The sequence below is a fragment of the Rheinheimera pleomorphica genome (assembly GCF_011634895.1).
Lineage (GTDB): Bacteria > Pseudomonadota > Gammaproteobacteria > Enterobacterales > Alteromonadaceae > Alishewanella > Alishewanella pleomorphica.
Map to the genome: position 1 here is coordinate 111,978 of NZ_SIRR01000012.1, position 16,695 is coordinate 128,672.

11 protein-coding genes are annotated in these 16,695 nt (G+C 49.9%); 10 read left to right on the top strand and 1 reads right to left on the bottom strand.

The genetic code is table 11. From position 1 onward, the window contains the following. Nucleotides 1-114: 114 nt before the first annotated feature. From EYB30_RS13690 to EYB30_RS13725, 8 genes are all read left to right on the top strand, one after another. Nucleotides 115-4,953, top strand: a complete 4,839-nt coding sequence (locus tag EYB30_RS13690) for an NAD-glutamate dehydrogenase (RefSeq protein WP_166839468.1) — start codon at nt 115-117, stop codon at nt 4,951-4,953. Between the two features lie 64 nt (nt 4,954-5,017). Next, entirely contained in the window at nt 5,018-6,028 is a 1,011-nt protein-coding gene (pyrD, locus tag EYB30_RS13695) for a quinone-dependent dihydroorotate dehydrogenase (RefSeq protein ID WP_166839469.1), read from the top strand. Between the two features lie 132 nt (nt 6,029-6,160). After that, complete coding sequence (locus EYB30_RS13700; protein ID WP_166839470.1) at nt 6,161-6,676, top strand: cell division protein ZapC domain-containing protein; 516 nt, start codon at nt 6,161-6,163, stop codon at nt 6,674-6,676. A gap of 76 nt (nt 6,677-6,752) precedes the next feature. Further along, nucleotides 6,753-7,955: a class I SAM-dependent methyltransferase gene (locus EYB30_RS13705; RefSeq protein ID WP_166839471.1), complete on the top strand. Its 1,203-nt coding sequence runs from the start codon at nt 6,753-6,755 to the stop codon at nt 7,953-7,955. 81 nt (nt 7,956-8,036) lie between these two features. Further along, complete coding sequence (gene chrA / locus EYB30_RS13710) at nt 8,037-9,248, top strand: chromate efflux transporter (protein WP_166839472.1); 1,212 nt, start codon at nt 8,037-8,039, stop codon at nt 9,246-9,248. A 25-nt stretch (nt 9,249-9,273) separates the two neighbouring features. Then, complete coding sequence (locus EYB30_RS13715; protein WP_166839683.1) at nt 9,274-11,046, top strand: SLC13 family permease; 1,773 nt, start codon at nt 9,274-9,276, stop codon at nt 11,044-11,046. Between the two features lie 25 nt (nt 11,047-11,071). After that, nucleotides 11,072-11,758, top strand: coding sequence for a glutathione S-transferase family protein (locus tag EYB30_RS13720; protein WP_166839473.1), 687 nt, complete (start codon nt 11,072-11,074; stop codon nt 11,756-11,758). 82 nt (nt 11,759-11,840) lie between these two features. Next, nucleotides 11,841-13,355 carry an alanine/glycine:cation symporter family protein gene (locus EYB30_RS13725; protein ID WP_166839474.1) on the top strand — a complete coding sequence of 505 codons (1,515 nt, stop codon included), beginning with the start codon at nt 11,841-11,843 and terminating at the stop codon, nt 13,353-13,355. 80 nt (nt 13,356-13,435) lie between these two features. Here the strand turns inward: EYB30_RS13725 and EYB30_RS13730 are convergent, their stop codons facing one another. Next, nucleotides 13,436-15,283, bottom strand: a complete 1,848-nt coding sequence (locus tag EYB30_RS13730) for an ABC transporter ATP-binding protein (protein WP_166839475.1) — start codon at nt 15,281-15,283, stop codon at nt 13,436-13,438. 265 nt (nt 15,284-15,548) lie between these two features. Between EYB30_RS13730 and ribA the strand changes: the two genes are divergently transcribed. Both ribA and EYB30_RS13740 read left to right on the top strand, forming a co-directional pair. After that, nucleotides 15,549-16,130 (top strand): GTP cyclohydrolase II, encoded by a 582-nt coding sequence (gene ribA, locus EYB30_RS13735; RefSeq protein ID WP_166839476.1) that lies wholly within the window; start codon nt 15,549-15,551, stop codon nt 16,128-16,130. Nucleotides 16,131-16,208: 78 nt separating this feature from the next. Then, entirely contained in the window at nt 16,209-16,676 is a 468-nt protein-coding gene (locus EYB30_RS13740; protein WP_166839477.1) for a YehS family protein, read from the top strand. Nucleotides 16,677-16,695 lie beyond the last annotated feature (19 nt).

The window sequence follows — 16,695 nt, forward strand, 5'->3', positions numbered from 1 at the left end:
CAAAAATAGTGCTCGAAAAGCGCTACAATAGGCACTACACTGCGCACCTGACACGCTCTGGTTTGTTCGGTAGCGCCTGCTGTTAAAAGCAGTGACTGCAAAAAGGATACAAAAATGGCACTGATAGACGGTCAACCCTCTGTACTACTACAAAACGTAAATAAACTGATAAAACAAAAAGTGAAAGATCAGCCCGCGCTGGTCGAAAAATTTGCACACACCCTGTATGGCAACATGTCTAACGAAGATCTGGTTGGCCGTAATGACAGCGATCTGTATGGTGCAGCATTAAGCCTGTGGCAGACGTTTAACAGCCATGCTGAGCCAGGCGCTAAAATACGCGTATTTAATCCGGAAATTGCTAAATTTGGTTGGGAGTCTAAGCACACTATCGTAGAAATAGTGGTACAGGACATGCCATTTTTAGTTGATTCTGTGCGTATGGCATTAAGCCGGCAAAGTATTACCGCGCATTTATTGCTGCATTACCCACTGCAGACCGAGCGTGATAGCCAGGGCCGGATCAGCGATTTCTATAAGCTGGGTAGTCAAGCTAATGCCAGCATGCAGCAAACGGTATTTCATATTGAGATCGATCGGCTGACAGATAAAAATGCCATTGCGACGCTGACAGAAGAGTTGCATTCGGTGATGGAAGATGTGTCGTTAGCGGTACAAGACTGGCAGCCAGCGCGCGAAAAATTACAGCAAGTGATTAAAGATCTGCCTAAAACCTGCGGTAAAGCCTCGGCGGAAGAACTGCAACAAGCGACAGAATTTTTGAACTGGCTGGCAAAAGACAACTTCACCTTACTGGGATACCGGCAATACAGTATTAATCCGGTTAAAGGTGATTATAAGATCAGCGGTATCGACGATACTTCGCTGGGGTTGATGCGCCGCTCAGCGTCACGCGATCTGATGTTATCAGAGTTGCCGGAGTCTGGTCGCAAGCAGGCCGTTAACAGTGCTTTACTGATCCTGACCAAAACCAATAATAAATCACGGGTACACCGGCCAGCCTATATCGATTACATCGGGGTAAAAAAGTTTGATAAAGACGGCAAGGTGATTGGCGAAGACCGTTTTATCGGCTTATATTCGTCGTCGTTGTACAATAACAGCGCGGCTGATATTCCTCTGCTTAAGAACAAACTGGCGACAGTAATGGATAAGTCGGAGTTTGCGGCCGGCACTCACGCCTACAAAGCACTATTAAATATTCTTGAAACCTACCCGCGGGATGAGCTTATTCAGGCGACAGCAGACGAATTACTGCATGTTGCCATGGGCGTATTGCAAATGCAGGAACGTGATATGACACGCCTGTTTATGCGCAAAGACAGCTTTGGCCGCTTTGTTACGGCGATGGTGTATGTACCGCGCGAGCGCTACAACACCCAGCTGCGAAAAGATACTCAGGCGATTTTACAACGTGCCCTGGGTAGCGATGAGCCGGTAGAGTTTACCACCTATTTTTCTGAATCTGTGTTGGCGCGCACCCATTATCTGGTGCGGATCAACGATAGCCATGTCGAGTATAAAGTGAAAGATATCGAGCGTAATCTGGTAGAAGCGGCCAGAACCTGGGAAGACAAATTAGAAAGTGCCCTGATTGGTGTTTACGGCGAAGCGAGGGGCCGCGAATTAATCGGCAAATATGTGAATGCTTTCCCACGCAGTTATAAAGAAGAGATGCTGCCTAACGATGCGTTAGTGGACATAGGCAAGCTGGAAGCATTAAACGATGACCACAAGCTGGAGATGCTGTTCTACCGGCCACAGGAAGAAAAAGCCGACAGCAAAGCCGTGCGGTTAAACTTATTTCATAAAGATCATCCGATTCACTTATCCGATGTGTTACCGATGTTGGAAAACTTCGGCCTGCGCGTGATAGGTGAAACCCCTTATGCGGTTAAATGTGCAGATGGTTCAGTCAGTTGGATTTTAAACTTTGCCATGGAACTGAACTGTGCGCTACCTGCTGATTTTGCTGCCGCGCAGCAATCGTTCCAGGAGTCGTTTGCCAAAGTATGGAATGGGCAGCTGGAAGATGACGGCTTTAACCGTCTGCTGTTAGGTGCCGGCCTGACCGGACGCGAAGCGTCTTTACTGCGGGCTTATGCTAAGTACAAACGCCAAATTGGCGGTACTTTCAGCCAGGCCTATGTTGAAAGCACCTTTGCCCGCTATGCCGAGCTGGCTAATTTGCTGGTGCAGTTGTTTAACAGCAAGTTTGCGCCGGACAGTAAAGCCAACGCCAAAGCGATTGAGAAACTGGAAGAGCAGATCGCCAGCCAGCTGGAACACGTGGCAAACCTTGATGATGACCGTATTATTCGCCGCTTTGTCGACATGATCAATGCAACCTTGCGCACGAACTACTTCCAGAAGCATAGCGATGGCACAGATAAAGCGTATATCTCGTTTAAAATTAAGTCGGATTTAATTCCGGACATGCCACTGCCAACACCGATGTTTGAAATCTTTGTCTACTCGCCAAGGGTAGAAGGTGTGCATTTACGCTTTGGTAAAGTTGCCCGTGGTGGTTTGCGTTGGTCTGACCGGCGAGAAGACTTCCGCACTGAAGTACTGGGGTTAGTAAAGGCGCAGCAGGTAAAAAATACCGTTATAGTGCCAACCGGCTCTAAAGGCGGTTTTGTCTGCAAAAAGCTACCGGAAACCGGTGGCCGCGAAGCCTTCTTAAATGAAGGTAAAGACTGCTACCGCACCTTTATCCGTGGCTTGCTGGATGTTACCGACAACATCGTGCAGGGCGCGATAGTGCCGCCAAAAGATGTGGTGCGACTGGACGAAGATGACCCGTATTTAGTGGTTGCCGCCGACAAAGGTACTGCTACCTTCTCAGATATTTCTAATGGTATTTCTGAAGAGTATGGCTTCTGGTTAGGCGATGCCTTTGCATCAGGTGGCTCTAACGGTTACGACCACAAGAAAATGGGCATTACCGCCCGTGGTGGTTGGGAATCAGTAAAACGTCACTTCCGCGAAATTGGAATTGATTGCCAAAGCACTGATTTTACCTGTGTTGGCATAGGTGATATGGCCGGTGACGTGTTCGGTAACGGTATGTTGTTGTCAAAACATATCCGCTTGCAGGTGGCGTTTAACCATATGCACATCTTTATTGACCCTAATCCGGATGCGGCAAAGAGCTGGCAAGAGCGCGAGCGCATGTTTAACCTGCCAACCTCAACCTGGGACGACTATGACAAGTCACTGATTTCTGAAGGTGGTGGTATTTTCCTGCGCAGTGCCAAAGCCATCAAACTGTCACCGCAAATGAAAGAAATGCTCGGCACCAGCAAAGCCAGCATGACGCCAAACGAGCTGATCCGTGAAGCCTTGATGATGCCGGTTGATCTGATTTGGAACGGCGGTATCGGTACTTACGTTAAAGCCAGCAACGAGAGCCATGCCGAAGTCGGCGATCGCGGTTCAGAGCCATTACGGGTTAACGGTAAAGATGTAAAAGCTAAAATCTTCGGTGAGGGCGGTAACTTAGGTGCTACCCAACGCGGACGGATTGAGTTTGCGATGAACGGTGGTCTAATCAACACTGACTTTGTTGATAACGTCGGTGGTGTTACCTGTTCAGATAACGAAGTTAATATCAAGATTTTGCTTAATACCCTGGTTGCCGCCGGCGATTTAACGCTGAAGCAGCGTAACAAACTGCTGCTGGACATGACAGACGATGTGACAGCCATTGTATTGAAAGACTGCTACCGTCAGACTCAAAGCATCAGCATTTCGTCGTTGCTTGGCGCAGAGCAGTTAAAAGAGTACACCCGCTTTATCCACACGCTGGAAAAAGAAGGCAAGCTAAATCGTGAACTGGAGTTTTTGCCGTCTGATGATGAACTGGCCGAGCGGATGGCTAAAGGGCAGGGCTTAACCCGGCCTGAGCTGTCAATTCTGACCGCGTACGGTAAGATGGTGTTAAAAGAGCGCCTGGTGTTACCGGAAATTTTTGAGAACCCGTACTTCAAGCGTCAGTTGTTTGCTAACTTCCCGCAAATGTTGCAAGACCAGTACGCTGCGCAGATGGAAAGCCATCCGCTTAAAGCTGAAATTATTGCCACTAAGCTGGCGAATATGCTGGTAAATGAGATGGGACCAAACTTTGCCCAGCGGATGCAGGAAGAAACCGGCGCCGGTGTTGGCGAAGTGACATTATGCTACGCCATTGCCCGTGACTTGTTTGATATGTCGGCGGTATGGCGCAAGCTGGAGCAGCTGGACAACCTGATCCCGGCCGCATTGCAAAGCAAGTTGTTGCACCAGTTACGCCGCACTATGCGCCGGGCGACCCGTTGGTTCCTGCGTCATCGCAACAAGGCGCTGGACATTCAGCAAACGGTAGATTTCTTCAAACCGGCTTACCAGCAATTGAGCAAAGCGTTAGATCAGTACCTGGCTACGGCTGAGGTAGAGCAGTTGCAGCAGAAGCAAACTACGCTGACCGAACAAGGCGTGCCAGAGGAGATTGCGCAGTATCTGGCTCAGCTCAGCACCGTGTTCTCCGTAATGGATATTGCCCAGGTTGCCGATGCGGAAAAAGTGCCGCTGGCCATGGTGGCTGAAATTTACTTTAAACTGGGTGACAAACTGGATCTGCACTGGTTCCTCGAGCAAATCACCAACCAACCGGTGGCGAACCACTGGCAGGCGTTGGCGCGGGCGTCTTACCGTGAAGAGCTGGACTGGCAACAGCGCGCGCTGTCAGCCGTTGTGGTTCGCAGCTGTGGTAAAGTGTGTGCCGCCGATGAGGTGATTAACAGCTGGATCACGGAGCATGATGCGCTGCTGGAGCGTTGGCGTTTAATGTTGGCAGAGTTTAAAACCACCAAGAGCCATGAATTTGCTAAATTCTCGGTGGCACTGCGTGAATTAATGCTGTTAAGTCATCACTGTGACCCTGTAAAATAATATTATCAGTGGCTACAATACCCCGGCTGGTCCGGGGTATTTTTTTGTATTGAGAAGGCAATCTATGTTTTATCCGATAGCACAGAAATTAATGTTCGCCTGTGATGCTGAATGGTCACATAATTTTGCGCTGGGCAGCTTAAAACGCTTTGCCCATACGCCGCTGAGTGGGCTTTGGCAACAGGAGCTGCCGCACAAGCCGGTTACCGTTGCGGGCATTCGTTTTGATAACCCGCTGGGGTTAGCGGCCGGCCTGGATAAAAATGCTGACTGTATTGATGCCTTTGGCCAAATGGGCTTTGGTTTTATTGAAGTAGGCACTGTGACGCCACGGCCGCAGCAGGGGAACGACAAACCGCGCATATTTCGTTTGCCGCAATCGCAAGCCATTATTAACCGTATGGGGTTTAATAATAAAGGTGTTGATTATCTGGTAGAAAACGTGAAAAACGCCAGCTACAAAGGCGTACTGGGTATTAATATTGGTAAAAACAAAGATACCCCGAATGAGCAGGGTAAAGATGATTATGTGCATTGCATGCGTAAAGTGTATGCCCATGCCAGCTATATCACGGTGAATATTTCGTCACCCAACACGCCGGGGCTGCGCGATTTACAATTTGGCGATGCCTTGTATGACTTACTGCAAAGCGTTAAAAATGAACAACTTGATTTGCAGGCGCAGCATGATAAATATGTACCGGTATTTGTTAAAATTGCGCCAGACATGGATACAGTGGCGGTGCAGCAAGTGGCTGAAACGCTGTTAAAAAGTAAGATGGATGGCGTTATTGCTACTAACACTACGCTGGACAGAAGCCTGGTACAAGGCCAGCGCTATGCCGATGAAGCCGGTGGCTTAAGCGGCTTACCGGTAAGAGACAAAAGCACTGAGGTGCTGCGTCAGCTCAGGGCTGCAGTGGGAGCGGATATGCCGATTATTGGCGTAGGGGGGATCAGCGATGTGGCATCGGCACAGGAAAAATTGCAGGCGGGCGCCAATTTACTGCAGGTCTACACCGGCTTTATTTATCACGGCCCGGCGTTGATCAAGCAGATCGTCAACAGCTTATAAGGATCCGTAGCTGATCTTGTACTGTTAGAACAAAACAGTCTTTAACATCTTGATCAGCTTAGTGTATTTCTATTTTTGTTTAAATATTAGACGCCGTAATAACGCCATCATTTATCTCAGCCAGGGAATTGCATGTTAAGGCCATCAGAGCGCTGGTTTTGGACATATTGTCCACAAAAAGACCGTTTGTTACTGGATATCAGTGACGAAGCCCAGTTCTGTGCGCCTTTTAGTGCTGCACAACTCAATTGCTTACCGCGCCAGCAAGCGTTATCCATGGCTGAAGCTGAAGCATTCTGGGCCATTGATGACAGCCTGCAGATACTGGCTTTACCGGCAGCGCTGCGCTTGGAGCTATGCCTGACCGCACTTTGTGCGCCCTTTTTACAGCAAACGGCACACAAAAGCTGGTATTTTCAGCCAGGGCAGTCTTATGCCGCGCAGCCGTTTGAGCTGGTGAGCCTGTCTGGTCAAAGCCAGCAGTATGCTTTGGTGCTAGGCGGCGATGCTGACTGTGTCAGCTGCTTATTGTTAGGTGATATAGTGACATTGAGCGGCAAAACCTTACCACGGCTACAATGGCTACGCGTACTGAGAAACCGTGTAACCCCGCTGCAAACCGATGTTGCTTATCGTTATAGCGCCTGATTTTAACCGCTGTTATTTCCCTTAACTGCTGATCCGACTACACTAGCAGCAATTTTGTTGTCTAGGATGTTTTGCTATGCCCACCATTGTTGCTGTTTCTGCCGAGCTGGACGCTTTCTATCAGCTGCTTGATAACGCGGTCAGTGCGCAGCAACTGATAAAGCTGGTACTGAGTAAATATCAGGGTACCGAGCCACTAAAACAGATACAGGTTAAGCCGGTCGTATTAAAAGGGCAGTGGCAACTCAGTTTTGTTTATAAATATCAGACTAATGACGTAACACGTAACTTGTTACCGGCAGCGGCGTGCGAAGAAGTGCGGCAGTTACTGGGAACACAGTTTTTTGCTGTTAATCTGTTCAGCAGCCAGGCCGAAGCACAGCTGAGCGTCAGTAAAAAGGGTAAGGTGCTGTATCAGTTAAAAAAAGTACAGACACAAATACCAGAGACGGCGGTTAGCCATAATCGGCAGAAACAACGTTTTTTAACCCTGCAACGCCCTTATCTGCAAGCGCTTGGGGTAACCGATGCAAAGCAACAGCTTATTCCGGCGATGTCACGCAAGTGGAAGCAAATTAATAAGTTTATTGAGATTTTTGCCTCAGCCTTGCAAGAGACCGGTTTGTCGCAACAGCAGCAGGTGCATGTTGCAGACTTTGGCTCAGGTAAAGCCTATTTAACCTTTGCGGTACACGACTATCTTACCAACACGTTACAACTGGACGCCAAAGTCACCGGGGTAGAGCTCAGACAACATCTGGTTGAGCTGTGTAACAGCACTGCATCTAGCCTTGAGCTGGCAGGTTTACATTTTGAGCAGGGTGATGTTAAACACTTTAAAGCCCGTGGCATTAACGTCATGATAGCGCTGCACGCCTGTGATACCGCCACCGACTATGCTATCCATATGGGAATAGCGACCGGGGCTGACATTATTATGTGCTCGCCGTGTTGCCATAAGCAGATCCGGCCACAGATGACACTGCCTGCGGTGCTGGCCCCAATGTTAATCCATGGTATTCATCTAGGACAGGAAGCGGAAATGCTGACCGACAGCCTGCGGGCCTTGTTATTGCAGGCGCATGGTTACGATACTAAGGTGTTTGAGTTTATTTCGCTGGAGCATACCAGTAAAAATAAAATGATTTTGGCGACAAAGCGCAAAACACCGCGGGATAATAGCGCGATATTGCAGCAAATTGCCGACATTAAACAGTTTTACGGCGTTAAAGAGCACTGTCTGGAGACGCTGCTACAAGCGCCTGCGGCACACGAATAACCTACGGTTGGCAAAAGCGCTTGCACCGGGCACGGATATAACACTAGCATAGCCTTACGTTTTTTTACGAAACCGGCCGTGATGTCTGCTAAATCCGCTGTTTCACTCTGGCAATTATTTGTTATTTTTCTGCGTCTGGGCTGCACCAGCTTTGGTGGCCCGGTGGCGCATCTGGCCTATTTTCGCCATGAATTTGTAGAAAAGCGTCGCTGGTATAGTGAGCAACACTATGCACAAACGGTGGCGTTGTGTCAGTTTTTACCCGGCCCGGCCAGCTCTCAGGTGGGTATTGCTATTGGTATGGAACGCGGCGGTTATTGTGGAGCACTGCTGTCCTGGCTTGGTTTTACTTTACCTTCGGCGCTGTTGCTGCTGGCCTTTGCCTATGTGTTTGTCGGCGTTGGCGACAGTGTGGGCTATCACTGGATAGCGGCGCTTAAGCTGGTCGCAGTAGCTGTTGTCGCACAGGCGGTCTGGTCGATGGCCAAAAGCCTGTGCCCTGACAAGCTGCGTGTCGCAATCGCCTTGTTAACAGCAATCAGCTTGTTATTACTATCTGGTGTTGTGGTGCAATTACTGCTGATGCTAATCGCGGCGTTAATTGGCTGGCGTTTTATCCGCGCGCAGGCGGTGATGGCTGAGCAGGCGAGCGCAGCAGCGGCTAAACCCACAGGCGTTGCACCTGTGCTGATGTTTGCCGTTTTTGCCGGTTTGTTAGTGTTATTACCGGCGCTGGCAGCCGATAGCGACAGCAGTATGCTTAAGTTGTTTGATCACTTCTACCGCGCCGGTGCTCTGGTTTTTGGCGGTGGTCATGTTGTGCTGCCATTGCTGCAGGCAGAGCTGGTCCCGGCGTGGGTAAATCAGGATGCGTTTTTAGCCGGTTATGGTATGGCACAGGCCGTACCGGGCCCATTATTTACCCTGGCAACCTATCTTGGCGCCGTGACGCCGTTACCTGCCTGGCAGGGGGCTTTTGTCGCTACACTGGCCATTTTCTTACCTGCATTTTTACTGCTGTTTGCCGCTTTGCCTTTGTGGCTGCAGCTTAGCCGCCAAGCCGGTATGCGTCGTGCCATTGCCGGCATTAACGCGGCAGTGGTGGGCATTTTATTGGCGGCACTGTATAACCCTGTGTTTAGCAGTGCGGTAAAGCATAGCTATGATATGGCTGGCGTAGTACTGGCGTTTGTAGCGTTAGCCGTTTGGCGTTGGCCGCCGTATCTGGTGGTGTTGCTGGCGGCCCTGGCTGGCATAGCGCGGCACTATCTGCACCTGTTCTGGGGAGTGTAGCGCGGTGATCACAGCTGAACAAATGATGGTTTTCACGGTGCTGGCAGTGACCTTGTTGCTGTTTATCTGGAACCGCTGGCGTTACGATATCGTGGCACTGTTAGCGTTACTTACGCTGGCGATTAGTGGTTTAGTGCCGTCTGATCAGCTCTTTAGTGGCTTTGGTCACCCGGCGGTGGTGACCGTAGCGGCGGTATTAGTGCTAAGCCGTGGCCTGATGAACGCCGGAGTGGTAGACACGATAGCACGGCAGCTGTTACGTGCCGGTGATAATCTGTTGTTGCAGATAAGCTTACTGACCGTCATCGTAGCGCTGGCCTCGGCTTTTATGAACAATGTCGGTGCGCTGGCGTTATTGATGCCCGTGGCTATCTGGATGTCGCGCCAGCATAATCGTTCACCCTCTATTTTGCTGATGCCGCTGGCGTTTGGCTCTTTACTCGGTGGCACGATTACATTAATCGGTACGCCAACCAATATCATCGTGGCGTCATACCGGAAGCAAACCGACGCTGCGGCGTTTTCGATGTTTGACTTTATGCCGGTGGGGCTTGCGGTTACGCTGGCAGGGGTGCTGTTTATTGTACTGTTGGGCTGGCGGTTAACACCAACACGGCAGCAAGCAGCAAACCGTGATGGCTTATTTGAAATCAGTGATTATTTTACCGAAGTGACAGTGACGGCTGACAGCCAGTTTAGCGGTAAAACCTTGCATGAGCTGCTCACGGCGTTAAAAGACAACGCTGATATCGTGGTGTTGGCGCAGATCCGCGGCGACACCCGGCGTAATTCGCCGTCGACGTACTCTATTATGCGGCCCGGCGATACGTTGCTGCTGGAAGCCGACCCGGACAGTTTGCAATTATTGTTAGAAAAATCTGCGTTTAGCTTAGCGGCAAAAGCTGACAGCGACGAGAAAACATCCACAGATCGCAACGCGGCCACCTCGGAATTGATGGAGGTGATTATCACGACGGCATCAAGTTTAATTGGCCGTAGTGCGGCTACCCTGGACCTGCGTGAGCGCTCGGGCATCAACGTACTGGCCGTAGCGCGGCAGGGTAAACAATTGCGCAAGAGGCTAAGCAAAGTACAATTTGTCGCGGGCGACATTTTACTGGTGCAGGGCAATGATGAAGCGGCCGCAGCAAATTTATCTGCACTGGGCTGTTTGCCACTGGCGGCCCGTGGTTTGCGTATCGGTAAACCACGGCAAGTTGCGCTGGCCAGTAGTATTTTTATCAGCGCTTTGTTGCTGATGGCCTTTGACGTGTTGCCAGCGGCTACCGCTTTGGTGGCGGCGGCGGTGGCGATGCTGTTTGCCGGTATTATCAAAACCGGCGAGATATACCACAGCATTGATATGCCGGTTATCGTGCTGCTGGCAGCGATGTTACCTTTAGGCATTGCGCTGGAAAGTTCGGGCGGCTCGGCACTGATAGCACAGTTGCTGTTAGTGCTGGCCTCAGACTTGCCGCCGCTGGCGGTTATCGCGATGTTAATCGCCGCGACCATGTTACTGTCTAATGTCATTAATAATGCTGCCACTGCTATCCTGACGGCACCGATAGCCATTAAGTTAGCGCAGGGGCTTGGTTTATCTGCAGACCCCTTTTTAATGGCGGTGGCAATTGGCGCCTCTTGTGCATTCTTAACGCCCATAGGGCATCAGTCTAATGCGTTGGTTATGGCGCCAGGTGGTTATAAGTTTGGCGATTACTGGCGGATGGGCTTGCCGTTGTCAATACTGGTTATTGCCACTGCAGCGCCAGCTATTGCCTGGATCTGGCCTTTGTAATAACCCCTTTTATATGGAGAACACTATGCGTGAGCTATATATCGCCAATAAAAATTATTCATCCTGGTCGCTCAGGCCCTGGCTGTTGATGCGGGTGCTTAATATCCCTTTTATTGAGCAACTGGTGCCGTTTAGCCAACAGGGCAATTTTGAAAAATTCCGCACTTTTTCACCCAGTGGTAAAGTACCTTGTCTGGTGCAGCAAGACGTGGTGGTGTGGGACTCTTTAGCGATAACGGAATTTTTATATGAGCACCATACCGACGTTTGGCCAAAACAGACCAAAGCCCGTGCCTTTGCACGCTGTGTCGCAGCAGAGATGCACTCGGGGTTTAGCGCGCTGCGCAATATTTGTGGTATGAGTTGCCGGCATAGTGTGAAGCTGCATCAGATTTCTGCTGCGTTGCAGCAAGATCTTGACCGGTTAAGCGAGTTATTTGAGCAGGGACTGACGGAGTTTGGCGGCCCTTTTTTATGCGGTGAGGCTTTTAGTGCCGCAGATGCCTTTTTTGCTCCGGTGGCGTTTCGGATGCAAAGCTACGATTTACCCTTTAGCGAGCGCGCTGTGGCGTACCTGCAGCACTTGCTGGCGTTACCGGCTATGCAGGACTGGTATCAACAGGCTTTAGCTGAGCCCTGGTTAGATGAAGCCCATGATGAAGAAATAAGCCGCCATGGGAAAATTATCGCAGACAGACGGCAAGGCAGCTGACAACGTGGCTATTCGCCGTTCAATATGGCAAATTAAGCGCCGTATAACAAACATCATGTAAAAATAACTATAAGGAAGGGAAATGGAAGGCTTTATAAGTGCGCTAAATGGCATTATCTGGAGCCCGGCACTGATCTATCTGTGTCTGGGTGCTGGTTTGTTTTATTCAATTTTAACCCGGTTTGCCCAGGTACGGCATTTCAAAGAAATGTGTAAGTTGCTGCTAAACAACAGCGAATCTGAAAAAGGCATCTCGTCATTTCAGGCGCTGGCGGTATCGTTATCTGGCCGGGTTGGCGTTGGTAATATTGCCGGTGTAGCGGCTGCTATAGGTTTTGGTGGCCCGGGCGCCATTTTTTGGATGTGGGTCGTCGCGTTTTTAGGCGCCAGTACTGCTTATGTCGAATCGACACTGGGGCAACTGTATAAAGTGGAAGAAAATGGCCAGTACCGCGGTGGCCCGGCGTACTATTTTGAACGCTGCCTGGGGTGGCGTTGGTTGGGCATTTTGTTTGCGGTATCGGCTATTATAGGCTGCGGTATCTTTTTACCCGGTGTACAGGCCAATGCAGTAGGTAATGCGGTGACGCAGATTTTCGGCGAAGGGGCTATGGTTGTCACTACTTTTGGCGAGGTAGGCACCTATAAGCTGATCGCGCTGGCGGTGATCCTGATAGTACTGGCGTTTATCATTTTCGGTGGTATTAAGCGGATTGCGCATTTTACCCAGATAGTGGTGCCTTTTATGGCGCTGGGTTACATCGTGATGGCGCTGATTGTTGTGTTTCTGAATATGGATAAAGTGCCAGGCATTTTCAGCTTAATTTTATCCGATGCCTTTACTGCACAAGCCGGTTTTGGTGCTGCCATAGGCTGGGGGGTAAAACGGGGTATTTATTCCAACGAAGCGGGTCAGGGCACAGGGCCACATGCCGCAGCCGCCGCAGAAGTCGAGCATCCATCACAGCAGGGCCTGGTACAAGCGTTTTCGGTATATGTTGATACATTATTTGTTTGTACCGCGACGGCACTGATGATTTTAATTACCCAACAATACAATGTGGTCGGTGAGCTGACAGATGGCAGTTTTATCGTGCAAAATGTAGACGCTGCGACTGAAATAGGCTCTGCGGCCTTTACCCAAATGGCGCTTTTAAGCGTATTTGGTAACTTTGGTCAGGTGTTTGTCGGTCTGGCGCTGTTTTTCTTCGCTTTCACCACCATTTTGGCCTACTACTACATTACCGAAACCAATGTCGCTTACTTAAACCGGGTGTTTAATAACAAGCTGCCAACTTTAGTGTTTAAGCTGCTACTGATGTTTATGGTGGCCTATGGCACAGTAAACAGTGCAGGCTACATTTGGAATATCGGCGATATTGGCGTTGGGTTAATGGCCTGGGTTAACGTACTGGGTATATTGGCGATTTTCTTTATGTACAAGCCAACCATGCGCTGCCTGCGTGATTTCGAGCAGCAGAAAAAAGCCGGTGGGGCTATCAGTTTTGATCCGGTTAAACTTGGCATTACCAATGCCACCTTCTGGGAGAAAAAACTGGCTAAAGCGCAGGCTGAGCAGGATAAGCATTTACCTTAGTCAGGTAGGGCATGTTGCAGGCAACATTTAGGACAAAAAAGCCCGGCATAAATGCCGGGCTTTTTTGGGGGTTGGCGGCGTTAATCTACACCGATAAAACCACCGGTTTGATGCGCCCATAGCTGGGCGTAAATACCGCCGCTGGCAATCAGCTCGCTGTGGCTGCCTTGCTCTACAATGCGGCCCTGATCTAACACGATAAGCCGGTCCATCTGGGCGATAGTGGATAAGCGGTGGGCGATGGCGATCACGGTTTTGCCGTGCATTAGCGTATTTAAACTGGCTTGTATTGCCGCTTCTACTTCAGAGTCCAGCGCTGAGGTGGCTTCATCCAGAATAAGAATGGGCGCATTTTTCAGCAGCACCCGGGCAATAGCAATACGCTGGCGTTGGCCGCCGGACAGTTTTACACCGCGTTCGCCCACCTGCGCATCAAAGCCGATATTACCTTTAGGATCGGTTAAATCATGAATAAAATCAATGGCCTCAGCCTGTTCCGCCGCTTGTATCAGTTCAGCCTCTGTCGCATCAGGTTTGCCATAAACAATGTTGTCTCGCACCGAGCGGTGTAGCAAAGAGGTGTCCTGGGTTACCATGGCAATATGCTGGCGCAGGCTTTCCTGGCTGACTTGGCTGATATCCTGGCCATCGATCAGAATATTGCCGCTTTCGACATCATAAAACCGCAATAACAGGTTAACCAGCGTCGATTTACCGGCGCCGGAGCGGCCAACTAAACCGACTTTTTCACCTGGTTTAATCTGCAGGTTCAGCTGCTGTAGTACCGGAGCCTTGCCGTTGTCGCTGCCAGCTTTACCGTAATTAAAACAAACATTATTAAAGCTGATTGCGCCGTGTTGTACCGCAAGCGGTTTGGCATCTGGTGCATCCAGAACCTGTGCCGGTTGCGACAAAGTGGTAATGCCATCGGCCACTGTGCCGATATTTTCAAACAGGCTGCTGATTTCCCACATGATCCACTGCGCCATACCGTTTAAGCGCAGCGCCAGACTTACCGCTATAGCAATGGCACCAACGCTTATCGCACTGTCGGCCCATAAATAAATAGAGAGCGCGGCGATGCTGAACACCAACAAGTAATTCAGGGTTTGCACCGATACGCTCAGGCCGGTGGCTAAACGCATTTGCCGGTACACCGGTTTTAAGAATACTTCCATACTGTCACGGGCATAGGCTTCTTCACGGTTAGTATGCGAAAACAGCTTAATGGTCGTGATGTTGGTGTAGCTATCGACAATGCGGCCTGTCATCTCAGAGCGGGCATCGGCCTGGCGGGTTGACGCCGCTTTTAGCCGGGGCACAAAGTAAAACTGCATCGCGATATAAATAGCTAACCACACCAGCATCGGAATAATAAGCCGCAGATCGGCGTCGGCAATAAAAAATAACATGGAGCCGAAATACACCAGGATATATACCATAACATCGAGCAGCTTCATGACCGTTTCACGCACGGCTAAGGAGGTTTGCATCACTTTAGTGGCAATACGACCGGCAAAATCATTCTGATAAAAACTGATGCTCTGGCGCAGTAAATAGCGATGCGCCAACCAGCGGATTGACATTGGGTAATTGCCCAGTAAAGTTTGATGCACGATAGCAGCGTGAAAAAAGCTTAATGCCGGTAATAAGATTACGGTGACGACCGCCATTTTGATTAAGGTTGCCCGCTCAGTGGTGAATAAGGCCTCGGGCTCATTTTGCACCAGCCAGTCAACTAACTGGCCCATAAAGCTGAACAGTGATACCTCCAGCATTGCCAGTAAGGCTGTGCTGAGGGACATCAGAATAAGTGACGCTTCCATACCCTTAGTGTAATGCCGGCAAAACGCCAGTATGCCTTTGGGCGGTTGGCTGGGCTCAATGGCCGGAAAAGGTTTAATAATACGCTCGAAGAAACTTAGCATGACAGTTAACCGCTAACAAAAAGAGCGGCTATTGTAGCCGTTTTAGCGGAAAAAGTGTGGTTAACTGCGCTAGTTCTCGGCTGTGCTGCGATGCGATCAGCCTGCTTTTTGTTATATTGTCACATTTTGTTGCACGCTGCGGCGATGAACGCTGCTATAATGCCAGCATTGCTGTCACCTTTGCCGTTGCCAGCTTGAATTGTTGCTGTGGCGGCCCAATTAAGCCTGTGCTGTGGACTGTGCGGCTGTTTTATTGAGACGTATTATGAAATTAAAACTTGTAACCTCAACGCTGTTGCCTACGCCTTTTGCCGAGTTTCGTTTACACGGCTTTGAGGCGCCCAATGGCAAAGAGCATGTCGCGCTGACCCTAGGTGATGTCAGCGGTGCTGAACCCGTTTTAGCCCGCGTGCACTCTGAGTGCTTAACCGGTGATGCATTATTTAGCCTGCGCTGTGACTGCGGCCCACAATTGGAAGCGGCGATGCGTAAAATTGCCGATTTAGGCCGCGGCTGTATTTTATATTTGCGTCAGGAAGGCCGTGGCATAGGGCTAATTAATAAGATCCGTGCTTATGCCGAGCAGGATAAAGGCCTGGATACGGTAGAAGCGAATGAGATCCTCGGTTTTTTACCGGATATGCGCGAGTATGACATTGCCGCGCAAATGTTCGAGCAATTAGGCATTAAGCAAATACGCCTATTGACCAACAACCCGCGTAAGCTAAAAGCCTTGACCGATGCCGGTGTTAATGTGTTGGAGCGGGTGCAGCACAGGGTTAAAACCAGTGCGCACAGCCACCGTTATCTGGCAACAAAAGCCAGTAAACTGGGGCATTTGCCATAAAGCGGTTATGGCTGCGATTAACGGTGTGCTGTGGTATGCTTGCCGCCGTTTTATCATCTTTTAACACAGGATATCCCTTTGACTCCGAATGACGTACTGCGCAGTCTGCGCTACAGCCTGAACGTGCACGACTATGGCATGATAGATATTTTCGCCCTGACTGGCGTAACGGTTAGCAAAGAGCAGGTGGTAGCCTGGCTGAAAAAAGACGAAGACGAAGGCTATGCGCCGATTAGCGATGAGCTGATGGCTGGTTTCTTAAATGGTCTGATTATTCAACGTCGTGGCGCTAAAGATGGCGCTATACCTGAGCCAGAGAAGCGGCTGAATCACAATATTATGCTGCGCAAACTGAAAATAGCCTTCGACTTAAAAGACGATGATATTATAGCGTTGTTGCAAAGCGCAGATTTTCGCTTAAGCAAACATGAGCTAAGTGCATTTTTCCGCCGGCCGGATCATAAGCATTACCGCGAATGTCAGGACCAGGTGTTGCGCTATTTTCTACGCGGTATTCAACTGAAATTCCGTCCCGGCAGCAGCTGATCCCACAGCACAGTTAATG